Consider the following 19,205-nt stretch of genomic DNA (forward strand, 5'->3'; position numbering starts at 1 on the left):
CCTACTTGCCGCGTGACGTTCGCTATCCGTTCGCCCTTTCCGTGCAGATACGTCACTTTCGTGTAGTCACCCCTGATGGCCGACAATGGCGTCACCTGCTCGATGAGCCGGTCCGGCAATGTCTGGGATAATGCCGCCATGGAAAGCTTCTTCTCCTCGCTCAAAACCGAGCGGATCGGAAAGAAGGTCTACCGAACGAGGGCGCAGGCCAAGGCAGACGTGTTCGACTACGTCGAATGCTTCTACAACCCGACCCGGCGTCACTCGACCCTGGGTTATCTCAGCAGGTCTTCCTGAAACTCTGCCCAGGCGAACTCGCCCGCTTGGCACGCAGCCACGGCGACGGCGAAAATGCGCAATTCCCAGGGCCGATTGAATGGAACATGATTTTCATTGCGCGAGTATCGCTGAGAGATCCGACGAAGGCGCCATCTTTTCCTGATTCTGCACGATGCCCTCCGTCACGGCCTGGCGCGGGCGACGCCCGTTCCGATCAGGGGCCGATCGTCGAAATTCGACTTGCTTTATTTGTCGCTGCCCTGCGTTCAACCGGGTTCATCTTCCCCTTGTGGCGTCGCGTTGGTCGGCACACTGTCGAAAGTGGGAATACGGCCCAGAACCGGGTCTCCTGGACGTTGAGGACATTGTTGCCCTTGCCGCGTTCGGGGTTGTCCTTGACCAACGGACAGCACCCAAGGTGGCGCAGGCCAAGTCTCGCCGCCCACGCTCCCTTGACCAGGGAAACGCTGACCTTCGCGGTATTGTCAAAGGCTTTGGGAGGATAGTCGCCATGATCGCAGCAGGCATGGCTCGCGGTGAAGTTGGCGGCGATCGCCAGCCGGTGCGGCGGACGTCAGAAGGCGAGCAGTTCGATCCCGCGCCGCCCGCCGCACTTGGCCGGACTGCATGACCGTCGCCCGCGAAGCGCGGTTCGCTGGTGACCCGTCGCCACCCATATGTCGCCTGCAGGCTGGGCTCGCTTCGTGCCTTGAGGGGGAGACGACAGCGCCGCCTCCCCCGGTTTTCAGAATTTCGCGCCCAAGGTTATGCCGTAGGTACGCGGGTTGCCGAGGTGATTATAGTCCAAACCAAATCCCGCCAGAAGATCAACGCGGGAGGTGAAATAGACCTTACTGGTCAGGTTCTTGGCCCATAACGATGCCGTCAGACGGCCATTGGGGCTTTCCCAGTCGAGATGACCGTTGATCAGGACATAGCCGCTCTGGCGCAGGCGTGAGATATTCAGCACTTCAAAATATTGGGAGGACTGGTAGGTCACTTCGGGATGCAACGAGAAGGCCCCGAGGCGGCCTTCCGCCAACGTCCAGTCGATCCCGCTGTTGAGCGTCAGGGTCGGCGCGTTGGACAGGCGGTTGCCCGCGACGTTGACCCCGCTGAGCGATCCTTCCCTGATGCGGGTCGCAAGCAGCCCCATGCCCGCCCGCCATGTCAGCATCGGCAGCGGCCGGACGGTGAGTTCCGCTTCGCCGCCGTAAATCCGCGATTTCGGGATGTTGAGCAACGTCTGCGCGCCCGAACCGGGGTCGATATTGATGAACTGCTGGTTCTTGTAGTCATAGTAGAAGCCGGCTGCATTGAGCGTGATGCGTCGATCCCAGAACTGCGTCTTCACGCCGACTTCATAGGAGGCGACCTGTTCAGCCTTGGCCACGGACAGTTCGGAAGGATCGAAGAATGCCTGCGCGTTGAAACTGGGCGCACGGTAACCACGACTGTAGCTGGCATAGATGAGGTTGCCGTCGGCGAGCTTGTAGTCAATGCCGATCTTGCCCGAAATATTATTCTTCTTGAACTGAAGGTCGGTGAGCGGGATCAGCGTCGCCACGAGACTGTCATCGACGCCCAAGGCCTGCGAGATGAAGTCGTTCTGGCTTCCGCTATCATGGGTATAGCGCAGGCCGCCGCGCAACGTAACAGCGTCGCTCAGCTTGTATTTGAGATCGGAATAGAGCGCCAGGCTCTTCTTGATCTGGGTGAACTGGTTCTGCGTTTTGCACGCGACCGGCAGGCCATCCGCGCAATCCTGCGCATCGACCACGCCGTCCCCATTGACATCGACATCGGTGCCGATTTCGAAAGAGGTGCGATTGTACACTTTCTCCCGGTTGAAATAGGCGCCGAGGATGAAATCGAAGGGGCCGCCGGTGTTACTGGTCAGCCTCAGATCCTGCGCAAACTGGCTGGCCTTGTCGTAATAGGGGATTTCCAGCGTCTTCGCCGCCGTGCCGTCGGTGTCCTCCTTGAAGTAGAGACTGCCGCTGTCGTACGAGGTAATGCTGGTTAGCGCGAAACTGTCTGACAGATCGAGGCTGATCGTCCACGCCACCGATGTGGTGCGGGCGCGACGCCGGTCGGGGACATCGGACGCGATCTGGCGCGTCGAAAGGTCGGGGCGGTTGATCGCGATGGGCTGGGCGTAGACGCCATAATTTTGCGGGTTCTGGAAGCTGGTCGATGCCCGCAGCACGAACGTCAGCCCGTCTGTCGGTTCTGCCCTGAGCGTTCCGCGAAACGCATATTCGCGGGTGCTGGCGAGGTCCGGCATGCCCGGGGCCACATTCTCGAACCAGCCATGCGCGCGTGCGAAAGTGCCGGCCACGCGCAGCGCCGCCTTGTCGCCAAGCGGCAGGTTAACGGCGCCGTTCGCCTCCACCCGGTCATAATTGCCATAGGTCAGGTTCAGATAGCCGCTGGTCTCGCCCAGCTTGGCTTCGCGGCTGATGATATTGACCGCGCCACCCGTGGTGTTTTTGCCATAGAGCGTGCCCTGCGGCCCGCGCAATACCTCCACCCGTTCCAGATCGTACATGGCCACGCCGAGGAAGGCGAAATTGCCTTTGTAGACCTCGTCATAATAGGTTGCGACCGGGCTCGACTGATTGAGGCTGTAGTCCGACATCGACACGCCACGCAGCGAGAAGATCGGCGTATTTTCGCCGACGACCGCCGAAAGCTGAAGATTGGCCACTTTCGTCACCAGGCTATCGACGCTGGTGATCCGCGCCTTGGTCAGCATGTCCCCACCAATGGCGGACACGGAAATAGGAACGGATTGCATGTTCTCGGTCCGCTTCGCCGCGGTCACGACGATCTGGTCACCGTCACCTGCCTGTGCGAATGCCGGGTGCACCAAGCTCAGCGCCAGGACTAAACTGCCGCCCAGCGTCGTTGCACCTTTTGCTATTTCCCTCATAAATTTTCCCCTTTTTCTATATTTTTATCTCGTTCCTCTCCAGTTATTATTTATTCTAACTGCCGTACTGTTTTGACGCTGCCCAGATACAGTCATTTGTTATTGAGAGTGCACGTTTTAAGCCCATAGGCTGGCCGGTGTGCGGCAGATGTCATGCGCCGAAATATCCGAGCATCGGGTGGTGGCGCTGCGGCCACCACCGGCTTTTATGCGGGCGCCCGAGCAATCGCGGCAAATCCCGCCTCATCGTTTGGCGATGACGGAGATTTCGAGCTTCTGGTCGGGATGGAACAACTGGCTGCAGCCTATGATCGTGCAGGAGGGTTTGTGCCCGCCCAGCCACGGCAGCAGAATCCCGGGGATGGCTGCGTCCAGCGCGGCCATGTCGGACGTATACATGGTCCAACTGAGGATGTTGGCTGCAGCCATGCCCTCGCCCGCAAGAATGCGGCCCAGAACGTCGAGGATCGCTGATAACTGGCTCTGCATGTCGATGCCGACCAAGTCGAGCGTTTCCAGCCCACCCTTAAGCGGCGCAACACCTGAAATATACAGCGTGTCGCCGTCGAGGACCGCGGGAGAAAAGCCGACCGCATCATAGACGTCATCTTCCAGATAGTCGGTAGGCTTGGGGCAGAACTTCATCGCATGCTCCCTGATGAATCAGTTTTTGAAGGTTTCGATGCCCTCGAGCAGGAATTCCGCACCTTCGGCGGTGTTCGTGATCTCGGAAAAGCCCACGATCGTGCGGTCGCCAGTATCCTTGAGGATTGCGAGAGGGTCTTCAAAGTCACGCACATAGCCGAGCGCGAAGCAGCCACATTGATAGCCCATCAGCTTGAGCAGGTCGTCGGGCAGGGTGCGCGCAAGATCCTGTGGGCAGGCAAGATACTGGTTTTCTTCCTGCCGGACCCAGCCGACACTATAGGTCAGGTTAAGCGCCTTGCGGATCTTGTCGGACTTGTTCTCGCCCGAACCATGGTAGATCTTACCGGTGTAGATCAGCACGGAACCGCGATCCATGACTGCCGGCAGGGTGTCCTCAATCGTAAATTTGGCCCCGCGGCCCAGTCGCTGGCTGCCGGGGACGATGCGGGTCGCGCCCATTTCTTCGGTGTAATCGGTCATCGCCCAGAGTGTGTTGCACTGGACGTCATATTCCGGCGGAAACGGGTACATGTCCCAGACCAGTTCGTCCTGATGGATTTTCTGCGCGGGCGAGCCTGGATGCAGTTCGACCACCTGCGTCAGGTGCAACTGAAACGTCGTGGTGTGCGACAGAATCTGACCGGTCGTCCCGAGAACGAGATCGTCCATGATGAGTTCCCGGACCTTCGGAGAGCGTGCGATCAGACCACCGGTACGCTTGGTGAGCTTGCCGAGAAATGAATCGGTGCCATAGCCGATGGTACGGGTATAGGGCTCCAGATCGCGCTCGATTTGGTCCATGGTCTCGTTACTGGCAAGGCGATCGACAATCGCATAGCCATTCTCCCTGACGCAACCTGCGACTTCGTCGATCGGCGCATCAGCAGGGAAATGGATGAGTGACATTGCTAACTCCGTTTGTGTGTCGGAACGTTATCAAGCCTATGGTCGGGTAATCGCCGTGCAATCAGCCTATCGGTGGATCAAGCAGCATTTAGAAACGGGAGGAACATGAGCGGTTCACGCCTCCACCCAAAGAATGATTGCTCAAAGTTGGCGCATCGCGCATTGTTGCGCGGCTAATCGATCAAGCCTTATTCAGCAGGCCCAGGCACCGAAGCACGTGATAGCTTACCGGGACGAGGCGCGGATCGATAGAAGACGACAAAAGATCGCTCGCAGGACCACAGGAACAAGATGTTGAATCGGACGCGATCGGTCGCGTCCCGACGATGACGCCCGCCTTTTGCATTCGGCGGCGCGTTGCACATCATGGGGTGGTACATGTTTCGTCTTGCGTATCTGACCGGAAGCTCAAGCGCTGCGCCGCAGCACCTTTTCCGCAAATCTGCGTGGTGGCTGCGTAAATTCGCACGAAGGCCGTTACAGCGACCTGTGCGTTTCTGCGTCGGTTGGCACAATCATCGGTGCACGACGACGCTGGCGATTGGCATGCGTTCGCGAATCCATAAGGCGAGCCGAAGTCCGGTAATGACCGCTCCGCTTTGCCGGATAAGACAATGGGCAGGAGGATCAAGGGAGAATATTCGGGGGTTTGGCGCGTGACATATCGGGATCGGGAAACGGACGAAAAGAAGCTCAAGGGCAATCTCGGCGTCGCGTCCATCGTGCTGATGGTGGTAGCCACCGCGGCGCCGCTTACCGTGATGGTGGCCAGTTCGCCGCTGATCATCGGCATGGGCAATGGCGCCGCCGCCCCGGTCGACGCCGGGATCGCAACGCTCATCATGCTGGTCTTTACGGTCGGCTTCGTCGCGATGTCGCCCTACATCACCAATGCCGGGGCATTCTACGCCTATATCCAGAAGGGCATGGGTCGGTGCATGGGCTTGGGATCGGCGACCTTGGCACTGATGTCCTATTCGTGCATCCTGATCGGTCTTGAGGCTTATCTCGGCGCGGCGCTGGCCAGTTTTCTGGCGGAGCATACCGGAATCAGCATCAACTGGATGGTCTTATCGGCCGCCGTCGTCGGCCTGGTCGCGTTCTTCGGCTACCGCGATCTGGAATTGAGCTCGAAATTTCTCGGCGTCGCCCTGATTATGGAGATCGCGATTGTATTGGTATTGAATGGCGCAATCTTCATCACCAACCCCGCGGGGATGATCACGAGCGTGCCTGTTCGCCTGGAAACCATCCTGTCCGGTTCGCCGGGCCTTGGCATCCTGTTCGCGGTCTATAGCTTCGTCGGCTTCGAATCGACCGTGGTTTATCGGGAGGAAGCGGTCGATCCCGATCGCACCATTCCCCGCGCGACTTTTCTGTCGGTCATCATCGTCGGCAAATTCTACATGGTTTCGATGTGGTGCGAAGTGGTGGGCATCGGTTTCGACGACATCCGCACGACCGCAACGAACGGCGGTGAGGCGCTCTATATCGATCTTTCCCGTGCCTTTCTCGGCCATGTCGCGACGAACCTCATGGAGGTGCTCGTCGTAACCAGCCTGTTTGCGTGCATCCTGTCGCTTCACAACATCATCGTGCGGTATCAGCATGTGCTGTCGCGCAACGGCATCCTGCACCCGGCCATCTCGGCGGTCCATCGGGGGCATGGATCCCCCCACATATCGTCAATGGCGCAGTCGATCACTTCCTTCGCCGCGCTGTTTGGTCTGGGCGCGCTCGGTCTATCGCCGACGATGCAGATCTATGCCTGGGGCGCGACCGCAGGAACCCTGGGCTACATGTGTATCGTCGCGCTGACATCTCTGGCGGTTATCCTGTTCTTCCGACGGGAAGGCGGGAACGCCGGACTCTGGCGCACGCTTGTGGCGCCTGGCCTTGGTTTCATCGGCCTGATGTTCTGCGTCTATATCGCGGTCGACAACCTGCCGGACCTGATCGGCGGGACCAATGCCCAACTCGCAGCACTCGGCATCGTCGCCTTCATCATATCGGCCTTCATGCTGGGTTGTATCATCGCCCTTGCCATGCGGACCCGGCAGCCGGAACGATACGCGCTGCTCGCCGAACCTGGTTGAACGCAGGGCGGATCGGCAAGGTCAACTCGGACCGTTGCGATTGCCCCCTGCCGGCTTGTGGGGAAGACGCCTCACGAAGAGTAAACGTCATGCGCGAGCGAAATCACGGCATTGCGCGAACTGACGCCCAACTTGTCGAAAATACTCAGCACATGGGTCTTCACGGTGGCCAGACCGATGTGCAGAGCCTCCGCGATTTCGCAGTTGGAAGCACCGGTCAGCATCATCATGATGACATCCATTTCGCGCGCCGAACAGTTACAGGTCAGCTTCAGGAAGCGATCGAGCGCCCGTTGCTTGACACTGTGATGCGAATGGATCGATTGCTCAAAGAAGCTTCGGATCGCTTCCCAGTCGAGCATGTCGGACGTGTAGTTCGGCTCGTCCCCGGTTCGGAACAACCCCAATCCCGCCACCGGCATGTCATCCTTCCAGAAGACCATCTCTAGTTCGTCAGCGATGTTCGACTGCGCCAGATGGCCGAGCCAGCGTTCGTCCACTCGCTGCTTCGTCATGATCATGTCATGAAAAAGCGCCACGGTGGTTCGTTGCCTGAGCATTTCATGCGGGCTGAGAGGATCGATATCCTCATATAGGTTCCGGTAGCTGTCCATAAAGCTTTGCGGCAAACCGGAGGCAACCCAATCCCCGATCCGACCCGAATCGTCGAACCAATAGAACAAGGCGCATTCGGAATGCGCGAGGGATTTCCCGCAACCAATCATCTTTTCGATCAGCGCGTCCGATTTGGCCCGTGCCGTCCTATGCATCGCCGAACACTACAAAGCGCCGTTGCACTGCGCCGCAACAAGGCGTCTTCCTGATCATGCCGCTACCCCATATGCTCCGCCTCCTTCGATGAAGCGGTGTGATTCGCACTTGTAGTGTGACATTCCTGTTGCACGCTCGAAAGCATTTTTGTGCGCCTGCACAAAGTTTGCCACAGGCTGAAGCGCTGTGGTCGATTGTTGATTGCCACTGAGAAGTGACCCGGGAGAGGCCGTAATTTCCACTGAGATTTGACCCATGTTCTGATCGTCAACCGCCCGGTCAGCCTGCGGGTCTATCCGGACCGGATCGTCGTGGCGGCCGAGGGCCGGGTCCTGTGCGAGCATGAGCGGATCATCGAGAGGTCCCATCATCTGCCCGGGCGGACGGTCTATGACTGGCGTCACTACCTGGCGGTGATCCAGCGCAAGCCGGGAGCCCTGCGCAACGGAGCCCCCTTCCTGGAGATGCCCGATGCCTTCCGGCAGCTGCAGGCGTCCCTGCTCAAGCGCCCGGGAGGCGACCGGGAGATGGTCGAGATCCTCGCCCTCGTCCTCCAGCACAACGAACAGGCCGTCCTCTGCGCGGTCGAGCTCGCGCTGGAAGCCGGCGTGCCGACCAAGACCCACGTCCTCAACATCCTGCACCGGCTGACCGACGGCAAGGCCGGCACGCCACCGAAGATCGACGCTCCGCAGGCCCTGACCCTGCGGCGTGAACCCAAGGCGAACGTCGAGCGCTATGACGCGCTGCGCAGCAGGAGGCCGCCCGTGCGTCATGATCCCGCCAGCGCCGCCGTCGTGGTCATGCTGCGCGGCCTCAAGATGTAGGCGTCACCTCAAGGTTTGTGCGCCAGACAACGATTTGGCGGACATAATGAGAACACTGGCTATGCCACGAGTTTGAGGCGGGCCATGGGATCGTTGAGGGTGCGGAACTCGCCAGGGGAGAGCCGGTTTGCCCTTTGCCACAGATAGTCGCCGGTCAAACTGATATGCACCCAGCCCATCGGCGAGAGATGGGCAAGCAGCGCATCATCGAAGGTGCCGCCGGATGATTGGAGATGCTGGGCGGCCCTGTCCATATAGACGGTGTTCCAGTAAGAAATCGCCGCGATCAGCAGATTGAGGCCCGATGCCCGATATTCCTGATTCTCGATCGAGCGATCGGTGAACCGCCCCTGTCGGTTGGTGTAGATCGCGGCGGCAAGGGTATGACGTGCTTCGCCTTTATTGAGGCCGGCCTGGCAGGCGCGACGCAAGTCGGGCTGTTCAAGCCAGTCGAGCGCAAATAGCGTCCGCTCGATGCGGCCGAGTTCGGCCAGCGCAAAATCCAGCCTGTTCTGGCGCTTGTAGGCGGCCAGCTTGCGCAGGATCGCGGAGGGCGCAACGGCTCCTTCCTTAATGGAGGCGACGATCCTGACGATGTCATCCCAATCGGCTTCGATCGCCGCCGTCTTGATCGTGCGGCCCATGAGGCTTTCGATGCCTTTGTAGGTCGAAGGCGCGGCGATCGAGCCGAGTTTCCGGTCGGCGATGTCGCGCAGACGGGGCACGAACCGGAAGCCGAGAAGATGGCAAAGGGCAAAGACATGGTCCGTCGCGCCGCCGGTATCAGTGTAATGCTCATGCAGCGGTAGCGCGCCGGCGCCGAGCATCAGGCCATCCAGCACGTAGGGGGCCTCGCCGGCGGTGGCCGACATGATCCGCGATCCGAACGAGGCAAAATGATCGGACAGGTGGGAGTAGATCTTCAGGCCCGGCTCGCTGCCATATTTCGCATTGATGTCGGCCGCCGCCGATCGGTTGCGGCCCGAGCGGAAGAACTGCCCATCGGAGGATGAACTAGTGCCGGCTCCCCAATGGCGCGTGAAAGGAAGATCATGGTGCGCGGCAACGATCATCCCCAACGCGGCCTGATAGTTTTCGGGCGACAAATACCAGTTGTGGGTCCAGGCAAGCTGGGCGTAGCTCACCCCGTCGCTGGCGTTGGCCATGCGCTCTAGACCCAGATTCGATCCATCAGCGAGAATGGCGGCGAGGATCGCGTGCGGGTTGTCATGCTCCTTGCCGGACCGAAGATCGCGAAATGCGCTCAGGAACCCGGTGCGCTCGGCCACCTCGACCAGGAGTTCGGTGATCCGCACGCGCGGAAGCAAGGCGTCGAGCCTGCGATCGAGAGCCTCCGCCTCGGGTGGAGTGATCGCCGGCATGGGTTGCAGCTTGAGCCGGTCGCGTTCGAGCGCCACGCCCGCGAGCCTGTTCGCCTTGAGTTGCTTGGCGAAACGGCGCAGCCGCCAGTCGAGCGTCCTTGCCCGCTCCTCCAGATAGGCGGCCGCATCGGTCTGGAATGGCAGGCTGTCGGCCACCTTATCGGCATCGCGTCGACTCAGCAAATAGGTGTCGAAGCGGCGATAATTGCGGGTTCCTTCGACCCATATGTCGCCGGCGCGCAACCGATCGCGCAGCGTGGCCATGATGGCCGTCTCGTATCGCCGGCGATCGACCTGGCCACCTTCGGTGATGAGGCGCTTCCACTGCCGGTTGGCGAATGGGAGCGGAACGCCCTCGGGCAGGCTGCGGGCCTTGCGGGCATTGGTATCGCGGATGACCTCGATGGCCTTGACCAGTTGCGATCCGCTCCCCGATGCCTTGAACGTGAATGTATCGAGGAAAGCCGGGCTGAACCGCCGCAGCGTCGCATAGCGACCAGTCGCCGCGACAAGCGCATCTTCGCCCGCCAGCTCGGCCAGCGCATCGACCTGCGATTTGGCTGCGACCAGTCTGTGCCAGCCTACCGCTTCGTCGATCAGTTCGAGCGGATTACCGCCATGTTCGACCGCCTCTCCCAGCGCGGCGATCGTCGCGCCGAACAGCCGCATAAGTTCGCCGACCGAGCGGATGCTGTCCTGATAGCGCCTTTCCCGCCCGCGCCGCGCCCGTGTGAACAGGCTTCCGACAAGCCTGTCGAACATCTGGATCGCACCATCGGCGAGCCTGGCATCGAGGTCGATGACCGCCGCGATCAGCGTCGCGCGGCGCCTGTTAAGGCTATAATCGGAGAGCAGGAACGCCGGCGCAACGCCACCTTCGCGCATGAACTGCGCGAACCGGAAGTCGGGGATTTTCGCGCCGATCGCCGGGTCGATGCCGATTCCGCGCACATAGCGTAGCCGTTCCAGCAGCCCGTTGATGTTCGCCGTGGTGGGCGCTTCCTCGAAATTGCGCAGCCAGGCCAGCGGCGTCATGCCGAAGTCGCTGTTGTTGACGATCAGATCATCGATCCGCGCCAGTTCGGCATGACCCAGGCTTTCGACAATGAGCGCCGCCGCGGCTTTGCGGGCGCGTGCCCTGCCGGCGAGGCCCGCACGTTCGAGCGTGTCTGCCGATGGAAGAATGAAGCGTTCCTGCTTCAGCCCCTCCATCAATGCGCGGACAATAGGTTCGCCCCGATCGGTCCGCTCCGCAGCTCTTGCGGCGAGATCGAGCGCGAGCGGTATATCCCCTCGCCGAAAAGGGTGTAGCCCCAGATGCCGTGCCGCAATGTCGGCATGATCGTTACGTGTTTGCGCGCGCTGGCCATAGTCGGCGAACGCATCAACATCGACGAAGAGCTGGGCGGCGAGATAGTGAAGGACCGCATCGGGGACGTCGACGTCGGGCTGCAAACCGAAGCCGGGATGCCGCATAAGCGCGATCTGCGTTGCCAGACCGAGGCGGTTGGCAGGGCGATAGCGGCGACCGACCAGTTCGAGATCCTCGGCGGCAAGGGTATAGTGGCCGACGATCGCGGTTTCGTCATGGGGGATATCGAACAGGCGACGCCTTTCTTCTCCGGTCAATAATCGCCGCCGCGCCATCCTGCCTCCATCCCGAGTCGAGAGCGACAGGCTAGCGTCAATCTGGAGTATAGCCTAACCGGACGTCAGGATGCAGCGGCGGTTTCTGTCAGGATAGGGTTATGGCAAGCATTTATTGACGCATGTTCCGCCGTGTCATAGAATTCAACCTGACATTTTGACCGGAGGCGGCGATGAAAGGCCAGAGGATCGGTTACGTCCGGGTGAGCACATTCGATCAGAATGTCGATCGCCAGTTGGACGGGCAGTCGCTCGACCGGATTTTCACCGACAAGGCATCGGGCAAGGACATCAACCGCCCCGAACTCGATGCCATGCTCGCCTTCGCCCGCGAGGGTGACACCGTCGTGGTCCACAGCATGGATCGATTGGCGCGTAATCTCGACGATCTGCGCAAACTGGTTCAGTCCCTCACCAAAAGAGGCGTCCGGATCGAGTTCGTGAAGGAAAGCCTGGCCTTCTCGGGCGAGGATTCCCCGATGGCCAACCTGATGCTCTCGGTCATGGGTGCGTTCGCCGAATTCGAGCGCGCCCTGATCCGGGAGCGGCAGCGCGAAGGCATTGCGGTCGCCAGACAACGCGGTGCTTATCGCGGGCGGAAACGTTCCCTCTCCGACGAAATGGTCGCCGAGCTGCACCGCCGTGTTGATGACGGCGAGCGCAAGGCCGTCATCGCCCGTGACCTGGGGATCAGTCGCGAAACCCTCTACCAGTATCTCCGCGCTGCCACCTGAGCCGGTTTCACCCAGCCTCGCTCACCCTTAGGCTTGTCTGATTGATACGACCAATGTCACGTCTCTTGAATTGCTTGAATCATATCAATGAGGATTGGAGGTCTCCTTCGTCAAACGAATGGCAAGAACGCGACCGATTGCCGCTGCGGCGACTGGCTGGACGGCGCTTGGCGGAAATGGTGCAACCGAACTAGCATTGATCTCGCAAAGCGCATAGGAGCCATCGCTGATGGCTTCACCAGGGCGAAATAGGAAGTCGGCGTCCCAAAGAAGCGGAAGATCGTGGTCGGCGATCGACAGCAACCTTTGCATCTCTGGAATCCAGCGATCCTCCATCGCTTTCCGTAAGGCTGCGAAGCGCGTCACCTCCGGTCCGAACATGGCGCGGCCCATCGGCTGTGGGGTTGACGACGTTGTATCAATGGCCGTTGGCGTCATCAGCGCAGTGATCAGGTTGTGCCCAAAGCCAACCACTCGGTGCCCGCACACGTAGCAGCGGACCATGCCCTCGGACGACTGCGGCTGATAAGCCTGATCGATCAGCACGCCGCCGTCGTTTAGAAACGGCACCCACCTTTCCAAGCACTCGGCTAGGCTGATGCGCTCCGATTTGCTTCCTTGGCGGGCCTCTTGAACTTTCACCGACGTTTTCAAAGCCGGAGCGTTTCCCGCTTCGTCTAGTTGGACACGCCATACATTCCTGCCGCCGTTGCCGTAGTTCGGCTTCAGCACGCGCGGGCCTGCGGCAAGATGTTCGGGGAAACGAGCGCGAAGGCCTTCAGCGTCCACGTATCGATCGACATCGCTGCCCCATTCCATGGATCGCGTTGTGTAGAGCACTTCCTTGACGCCGATTTTGGCGATCACGTCAGGATGCGCGCTGACGACAACGCCGCACCCCGCGACTTCGCGCAGCATTGGATCGAGCTGCGAGCGGTCGCCTGAAATGTCCAACGGATTCACCCAGACCAGCACTGTGTCGCACGACAGCAGCTCGTCCCGAATCTCGCGAACCGCCTCGTCCCTGTACAGTACAGGCCTTGCGGTCGCCCCGAGCGCCCGCAAGGCCTGCATTATCGGCCACTGCCGGGCTTCATGAAAGCGATGCGTCCACTCGGCTGCTTGCCCACGCCAAAGAAGAGCGATGTTCGGGCCGGATGTCATTGTTGCATCTCCCCATCGGACCTGTCCCCTTTGTGGTCGCGAACTCAGGTGTCGCGCAGCAGTGGGTGTTAAGCCACGGCGGTCGGGTTCAGCCGCCGCCGCGCAAAGCCGCGGCATAGCGCCGGTCGACCACTTCCCAGTCGATGTTGCGGAAGAAGGCGTCGACATATTTGGCGGCGGCGGTGCCGTAATCCATGTGGAAACTGTGCTCGTACATATCGAGCGCGAGCAGCGGCACGCCGGCAATCGCACCGTGCATATGATCCCACGCCCAATGGTTGTGCAGCGAGCGCGTGTGGAGATTGTAGACGAGCACGCACCAGCCCGATCCGCCGGCAAGGCTCATCCCGGTACGGCGGAAGTCGGCTTCCCAGCGGTCGAACGAGCCGAACGCCGCGCCCAGCGCGTCGCGGATGGAACCGGCTGCCTGGCCGTTGCCGCCGAGCCCGTCGAAATAGACCTCATGGAGCACCACCGAGCCGGTGCGGTGCAGCTCCTCGCGCTTCAATCCGCCATAGACCACCGGCGGCAGGTCCGTGTCAGCGAGCGCGGCGGCAAGTCGTGTCTCGATCATATTCAGGGCCTTGACCGAGCCCGCATAATTGTTCTCGTGGTGCGATGTGATCAGCCTTTCGGAGAGGCCGTGAAGCCTGGCGGGATTGAACCTGAGCGGCTTGACCTGATGATTTCCGGCAAAGGCGGGGACAGCCGCCGGCGCTGCGGCCGGCGTCTGCGCAGAGGCTTCGTTGATAGTCATGGCGGCGGCTCCGATGCCAAGAGTTGCGATTGCACTGCGTCGGGAAAGATGGTCGATCGTCACGCGTCACTCCTTCAGATGATCATTACATATGCGGCCCCGAGGACCGAGCAGACGCCGAGCACCGGCAGCATGCCGGCCTTGAACCGGAACATGGCGAGTATCGCACCCACCGCGAGCGCCAGCGCCGGCCAGTTGACGGACGTTAGGACTGGGAGATCGATGGTGCCGGCTGCGAACGGCACTTCGCGGACTTGCTCGAACAGAGTGTGGATACCAAACCAGACCGCCAGATTGAGGATCACGCCGACCACTGCGGCGGTGATCGCCGAAAGCGCGGCCGACAATGCGCGGTTGCCGCGCAGCCGCTCGATGAATGGCGCGCCGGCGAAGATCCACAGGAAGCATGGCAGGAAGGTAACCCAGGTGGTGAGGATTGCGCCGAAGGTCGCGGCGACGAGCGGCGGCAGCCCGGTCGCTTCGCGGAAGGCCGCGAGGAAGCCGACGAACTGCGTCACCATGATCAGCGGCCCGGGCGTGGTCTCGGCCATGCCGAGCCCGTCGAGCATCTCGCCGGGCTGGAGCCAGCCATAGGTCTCGACTGCCTCCTGCGCGACATAGGCGAGCACCGCATAGGCGCCGCCGAAGGTCATCACCGCCATCTGGCTGAAGAAGGTGGCGATGCGGCTGAACACGTCGTCGGGGCCGAACGCGAACAGCAGCGCTGCGACCGGCCCGAGCCAGAGCAGCAGCAGGACGCCGGAGATGCGCAGCGACCAAGAGAGGTTCGGCCGGGCATGGTCGGGAAGGCCCTCGCCAAGAGCGGTGTCGCGGTCGTGGATTATCTCAGCGCCGGCGGGACCATGTCCGCCGCCGCCCTTGAATGCGGCGTAACCAGCGCGGCCACTGAAGAAGCCGATCAGCGCGGCGGCAAGCACGATCAGCGGGAAGGGCACGTCGAGCACGAAGATCGCGACGAACGCCAGCGCGGCAAAACCGCGCATGACGTTGTTCTTCAAGGCACGCGAACCCACCCGGACCACCGCCTGTAGCACCACCGCCAGCACGGCGGCCTTCAATCCGAAGAACAATCCCTCGACCAGCGGCACTTCGCCGAGCAGCACATAGACATAGCTGAGCCCTAAAATCGCGAGGAAGCCGGGCAGCACGAATAGCGCGCCCGCGACCAGGCCCCCCTTGGTCTTATGGAGCAACCAGCCAATATAGACAGCTAGCTGTTGCGCTTCAGGGCCGGGCAGCAGCATGCAATAGTTGAGCGCGTGGAGGAACCGCTCCTCGCCGATCCAGCGCTTCTCCTCGACCAGGATGCGATGCATCACCGCTATCTGGCCCGCCGGTCCGCCGAAGCTGAGCAGCGCGACCCTGATCCAGACGCGCACCGCCTCGCCAAAGCTGATGCCGTGCTCGTGCAGCGTCTCGACTGCGATTTCAGCGCGTGCGCTGGCCTCCATCTTTAGTCCTCTTTTCGCCGGGTGAAGTGAGCATAGAATCCGTCGAGCGCGGTCGATCCGCGCGCGATCCGCTCCTCGTCGTCGTCGGTGCCGGCACAGATGCCGGCGATAAGCGCGCTCACTCCCGGAGTTTCCGGGCGCTCGAACCGAGCATCGGCAATATCAAGGTCGTGAACAATTTCGCCGAGCGCCCGCAGCGCGGGGTCGGTCTCGAGACCGGTGAGGAACACCAAGGTCTCGAAGGAGCAGCGGTCGCCTTCGTGGGTGAACTCAGCGTCCGCCATGTCGAACCTCAGTTCGTCAGGCTCCGGCACATATCCTTTGCCCTCGACGAACTTGAAGCTCGCCTCGGGGTCGATGAAGCGGCGAATGAGCCAGGCGGACGCGATGCGATCGACATGGACATGGCGGCGCGTCACCCAAACGCGGCGCTTTAGCTCCGCCGGGGTCAGCTCGGGCGCACTGGGGCCGCTCACATCGGGATGTTGGTGAGAGCGGCGGTCCGCCTCGGTGATGGCGGCCTGTGCCGCCTGCCGACCATGCGCACCGAAAAAGTCGATCGCGGCGACCTCGTTCAGGCGTTTGCGCAGGCGGCCCACATCCGCCGCCGCGACATACTCGCCCTCACACAGCGCGCGCGCCTCGCGTGCCAACTCCTCATAGTCGGCGTCACGCGCAGCGTCGAACACTCCGCGCAGCTCCGCATCGCCCATGCCGCCGACAAGGCGCGCTTCGAGGATCAGCGCCTCGCCGCCATTTTCGGTGATCTCGCGATGCAGTTCTTCGAACAGCGCGCGCGTGTCCTCGCGATTGGGGAGCGCATGGACGGCGTTCTTGAGCGGCGCGGCCCCGATCGCCTGCAAACGCCGCCAGACCTTCACCCGCAAATAGGCAGGCTTAGCCGGAAGCTGCGGGATCAGGAGCAACCAAGGGGAAGCTTGTGTGTTTGTCATAGTTGTATCGTCACTAGCCTACAAGTGTAAGGGTTGCATCACAAGCCTCATGAGCATAGGACTGCTTATCCCGAAGAAAGAAACCGGAGCGCAATGTCGCGGCTCGCCGGCGGCGCGCTCGCATGACGTGAGGCTTTCCGTGTCGAGTGCGCTGATGAAGGATCAATTATGCTGAAAAAGACCATCGCCTTGGGATTCGCCAGCCTCCTGCTGGCAAGCCCGGCATGGGCAGCGCCGGACTGGTCGGCTGTCGACCGGGCGATAGGACGAGCGGGGGCCGAACAGCCGGGGGGCGTTCACCGCTACAGCTTCCCGCGTTCGGACCTGAGCGTCACGCTGGATGGGGTGACGATCAAGCCCTCCCTCGCGCTCGGCTCTTGGGCGGCGTTTCAGCCGATGGGCGACGAGGCGATGGTGATGGGCGATCTCGTGCTGACCCACGACGAGGTGAACCCCGTTTTGAGCCGCCTGCTCGCAAGCGGTTTTACGATCACCGCGCTCCACAATCACCTGCTCCGCTCTTCGCCTGCGACCATGTACATGCACATTGCCGGCCACGGCGACCCGGTGAAGCTCGCGGCCGCGCTCCGGCAAGCGCTATCAGCCAGTCGGACCCCGCTCGCCGCGCCGCAATCGCCTTCGGCCAGCGCAGCCGCATCGCGGCTCGACCTCGATGTGGCCGCGCTCAACCGGTTGATGGGCGGTGAGGGCAAGACGGCCGGTGGCATCCTCCAATACAGCTTTCCGCGCGCCGAGCGGCTGATGGACGGCGATATGGAGACTCCGCCGACGATGGGCACGGCGACCGCGATCAACTTTCAGCCAACCGGGGACGGCCGAGCCGCCATCACCGGCGATTTCGTACTTGTCGCAAACGAGGTCGATCCGGTCCTGCGCGTGCTGCGGACGAACGGGATCGAGGTCACGGCGCTGCATAATCATATGCTAAACGACGAGCCGCGGCTGTTCTTCATGCACTTCTGGGCCAACGACGACGCAGCCAAGCTCGCCCGTGGGCTGCGCGCGGCGCTCGACAGGATGAACAATCAGAGGAGTTGAACTCGGACGACGGCTCATTGGGCCGTAACCGCCGCCCGCCCGACCCCACGGCCCTTATGCAGGAAGTGGAATGGAACATGGCTAGCAAACGAACTCTCACTGTTGTCGCAGGCGTGGGCGCGGCCGCGCTGGCGATCGCGGGCGTGGCGATCGCGCAAAACCACGAGGCGAACGAAAACCGGATAATCGGCAAGCACAGCGAACGAGACATCCCGCTTGCTCAGGTGCCCGAGGCCGCGATGAACGCGGCACGCGCGCAACTCGCGTCAATAAGCAAAGCGGAGCAAGTCACCCGAAAGGCGGACGGAAGCACGCTCTATGAAATCAAGGGCAAGAACAGCGACGGAAAGACGATCGAACTGTTCGTCACGCCCGAAGGCCAGGTGCTCGGCCGCGAATGATGGATCAGCACGGGGCGCCGGCCGTCGAGGGCCGTGCGCCCCTTCCGAAATGATACTGCGGAATAGGAGACGAAAATGCGGCCAAGACGATGGATATTGTTATGCGCCGCTTTGGCCGCCCTGCCTGATAGTGCGATCGGCCAAACCGAACCCGCGTCGGCGACGGGCTCGGCGTTGTTCGTAAGCTGTCAAGCGAATGAGCCGCGATGCGGCGCTTACCTCCAAGGCGTGCTCGACATGATGATCGTCGCGCGAAAAGCGGAATGCCGCGCTCCACGCTATGACCGATCGGCGCTGCGCGCGGCATATTTACGCTGGGCGGAGCAGAATAGCTATTTTATGAGTGTTCATATGGTGGCCGGAGCTGAACGCTCGTTAGCGAAGGCTTGGCCATGTCAGTAGCATCGTACCCCGCGGCGTAGCCTGCCCGGCGGCTGCCTTTGAGGGCAGGCGGAGCGTCCGCCTGGCGGTGAATTCCGCCAGCTCAACGATTCCATGTCGCGCCTCAAGCTCGCTAATTAGCCGATGTTCGCATTATGTCTGCCAAATCGTTGTCTGGCGCACAAACCTTGAGGTGACGCCAACAGCGCACAGCTACTCGCAAATAACCCCGGCGCGCACGGCGCTAGCCGTGAGCCGCTTCGATCTTCTGGGCCAGCTCGGCCAGGTGTTCGGAATCAAGTAGATCCTCGGCGCTAAGATCGGCCGCGAAAAACTCGCTTCCGCTGGGTGGCGCGCGATCGACGGCGAAAGCGGTCAGATAGGGCCGCGCCTCGTCCGTGGCGATCCAGCGCCAGAAAGCATTGCCCTGGCCGAATAAACCGCTCTCGAACATATCGAGCCGTGCTTGTGCGAAGTCGGTCAATTTGCGTCTCCTGACAATCAGGCGGTTCGGCAAAAAAAGGGAGGCCGAAGCCTCCCTTTGTCTTACTGGAACAGTTTGATGAAAGCGGGCGCGAGGCCGATGACTGCGAGGACGAAACCGACGCTGCCGATGACCCAAGTTTGTGCCGTCAGCTTGCTTTCGATTCCCTTGTTCGCCTCCTGAACCTTCACGGCGATATACTCCTCAATAGCCTCTACAACTTCCGCTGCGGCGTCGTCGGACAGATTAGCCGCTTTCAGTGCTCTAAACAATTTGATGTGCATCCGGTTCTCCTTCTCGTTGGTGACG

At 61.4% G+C, this 19,205-nt stretch carries 17 protein-coding genes and 2 pseudogenes; 7 read left to right on the forward strand and 12 right to left on the reverse strand.

Going from position 1 to position 19,205, the window contains the following annotated elements:
- Nucleotides 1-72: 72 nt before the first annotated feature.
- Nucleotides 73-297: pseudogene (locus AC58EF_RS26610) on the forward strand (integrase core domain-containing protein); the annotation flags it as partial.
- Between the two features lie 727 nt (nt 298-1,024).
- Here the strand turns inward: AC58EF_RS26610 and AC58EF_RS26615 are convergent.
- The 4 genes from AC58EF_RS26615 to AC58EF_RS26630 all read right to left on the reverse strand — a co-directional run bounded on the left by AC58EF_RS26615 (nt 1,025) and on the right by AC58EF_RS26630 (nt 5,609).
- Nucleotides 1,025-3,214 carry a TonB-dependent receptor gene (locus AC58EF_RS26615; protein WP_371422655.1) on the reverse strand — a complete coding sequence of 730 codons (2,190 nt, stop codon included), beginning with the start codon at nt 3,212-3,214 and terminating at the stop codon, nt 1,025-1,027.
- A gap of 243 nt (nt 3,215-3,457) precedes the next feature.
- Nucleotides 3,458-3,859, reverse strand: a complete 402-nt coding sequence (locus AC58EF_RS26620) for a RidA family protein (protein ID WP_371422654.1) — start codon at nt 3,857-3,859, stop codon at nt 3,458-3,460.
- Nucleotides 3,860-3,877: 18 nt separating this feature from the next.
- Nucleotides 3,878-4,768 carry a phytanoyl-CoA dioxygenase family protein gene (locus tag AC58EF_RS26625; RefSeq protein WP_371422653.1) on the reverse strand — a complete coding sequence of 297 codons (891 nt, stop codon included), beginning with the start codon at nt 4,766-4,768 and terminating at the stop codon, nt 3,878-3,880.
- A 364-nt stretch (nt 4,769-5,132) separates the two neighbouring features.
- Complete coding sequence (locus AC58EF_RS26630) at nt 5,133-5,609, reverse strand: hypothetical protein (protein ID WP_497279461.1); 477 nt, start codon at nt 5,607-5,609, stop codon at nt 5,133-5,135.
- On the opposite strand from AC58EF_RS26630, the gene AC58EF_RS26635 reads away from it, so the two are divergent.
- Nucleotides 5,530-6,864 carry an APC family permease gene (locus AC58EF_RS26635; protein ID WP_497279459.1) on the forward strand — a complete coding sequence of 445 codons (1,335 nt, stop codon included), beginning with the start codon at nt 5,530-5,532 and terminating at the stop codon, nt 6,862-6,864. The two genes, AC58EF_RS26630 and AC58EF_RS26635, sit on opposite strands and share 80 nt — an antisense overlap.
- Before the next feature lie 71 nt (nt 6,865-6,935).
- On the opposite strand, the gene AC58EF_RS26640 is transcribed toward AC58EF_RS26635, so the two are convergent.
- Nucleotides 6,936-7,634: a helix-turn-helix transcriptional regulator gene (locus AC58EF_RS26640; protein ID WP_497279457.1), complete on the reverse strand. Its 699-nt coding sequence runs from the start codon at nt 7,632-7,634 to the stop codon at nt 6,936-6,938.
- A 270-nt stretch (nt 7,635-7,904) separates the two neighbouring features.
- Between AC58EF_RS26640 and AC58EF_RS26645 the strand changes: the two are divergent.
- Nucleotides 7,905-8,462 (forward strand): annotated as a pseudogene (locus tag AC58EF_RS26645) (hypothetical protein); the annotation flags it as partial.
- A gap of 59 nt (nt 8,463-8,521) precedes the next feature.
- Here AC58EF_RS26645 and AC58EF_RS26650 read toward each other — a convergent pair.
- Nucleotides 8,522-11,491 carry a Tn3 family transposase gene (locus AC58EF_RS26650; protein WP_008603805.1) on the reverse strand — a complete coding sequence of 990 codons (2,970 nt, stop codon included), beginning with the start codon at nt 11,489-11,491 and terminating at the stop codon, nt 8,522-8,524.
- Between the two features lie 173 nt (nt 11,492-11,664).
- On the opposite strand from AC58EF_RS26650, the gene AC58EF_RS26655 reads away from it, so the two are divergent.
- A complete protein-coding gene (locus AC58EF_RS26655; RefSeq protein ID WP_017184234.1) occupies nt 11,665-12,225 on the forward strand; it encodes a recombinase family protein in 561 nt (186 codons plus the stop codon).
- Between the two features lie 84 nt (nt 12,226-12,309).
- Here AC58EF_RS26655 and AC58EF_RS26660 read toward each other — a convergent pair whose 3' ends face one another.
- From AC58EF_RS26660 to AC58EF_RS26675, 4 genes are all read right to left on the reverse strand, one after another.
- On the reverse strand, nt 12,310-13,389 hold the full coding sequence (locus AC58EF_RS26660) for a Cj0069 family protein (protein ID WP_184106684.1): 1,080 nt from the start codon (nt 13,387-13,389) through the stop codon (nt 12,310-12,312).
- Nucleotides 13,390-13,477: 88 nt separating this feature from the next.
- Nucleotides 13,478-14,146 carry a superoxide dismutase gene (locus AC58EF_RS26665; RefSeq protein WP_017184236.1) on the reverse strand — a complete coding sequence of 223 codons (669 nt, stop codon included), beginning with the start codon at nt 14,144-14,146 and terminating at the stop codon, nt 13,478-13,480.
- Nucleotides 14,147-14,220: 74 nt separating this feature from the next.
- A complete protein-coding gene (chrA, locus tag AC58EF_RS26670) occupies nt 14,221-15,618 on the reverse strand; it encodes a chromate efflux transporter (RefSeq protein ID WP_122129123.1) in 1,398 nt (465 codons plus the stop codon).
- Between the two features lie 2 nt (nt 15,619-15,620).
- Complete coding sequence (locus AC58EF_RS26675) at nt 15,621-16,499, reverse strand: chromate resistance protein ChrB domain-containing protein (RefSeq protein WP_497279460.1); 879 nt, start codon at nt 16,497-16,499, stop codon at nt 15,621-15,623.
- 240 nt (nt 16,500-16,739) lie between these two features.
- Here AC58EF_RS26675 and AC58EF_RS26680 point away from each other — a divergent pair, with 240 nt between their 5' ends.
- The 3 genes from AC58EF_RS26680 to AC58EF_RS26690 all read left to right on the forward strand — a co-directional run bounded on the left by AC58EF_RS26680 (nt 16,740) and on the right by AC58EF_RS26690 (nt 18,433).
- The gene (locus AC58EF_RS26680; RefSeq protein ID WP_008603797.1) at nt 16,740-17,630 is read left to right on the forward strand and encodes a DUF1259 domain-containing protein; all 891 of its coding nucleotides are present in this window, start codon (nt 16,740-16,742) and stop codon (nt 17,628-17,630) included.
- A 113-nt stretch (nt 17,631-17,743) separates the two neighbouring features.
- Complete coding sequence (locus tag AC58EF_RS26685; protein ID WP_008603796.1) at nt 17,744-18,031, forward strand: hypothetical protein; 288 nt, start codon at nt 17,744-17,746, stop codon at nt 18,029-18,031.
- Nucleotides 18,032-18,106: 75 nt separating this feature from the next.
- On the forward strand, nt 18,107-18,433 hold the full coding sequence (locus tag AC58EF_RS26690; protein ID WP_223178489.1) for a Rap1a/Tai family immunity protein: 327 nt from the start codon (nt 18,107-18,109) through the stop codon (nt 18,431-18,433).
- 223 nt (nt 18,434-18,656) lie between these two features.
- Here the strand turns inward: AC58EF_RS26690 and AC58EF_RS26695 are convergent, their stop codons facing one another.
- Nucleotides 18,657-18,896, reverse strand: coding sequence for a hypothetical protein (locus AC58EF_RS26695; RefSeq protein ID WP_008827849.1), 240 nt, complete (start codon nt 18,894-18,896; stop codon nt 18,657-18,659).
- 62 nt (nt 18,897-18,958) lie between these two features.
- Complete coding sequence (locus AC58EF_RS26700; RefSeq protein WP_004213291.1) at nt 18,959-19,180, reverse strand: hypothetical protein; 222 nt, start codon at nt 19,178-19,180, stop codon at nt 18,959-18,961.
- Between the last annotated feature and the right edge of the window lie 25 nt (nt 19,181-19,205).

The organism is Sphingobium sp. WR1, from assembly GCF_059693745.1.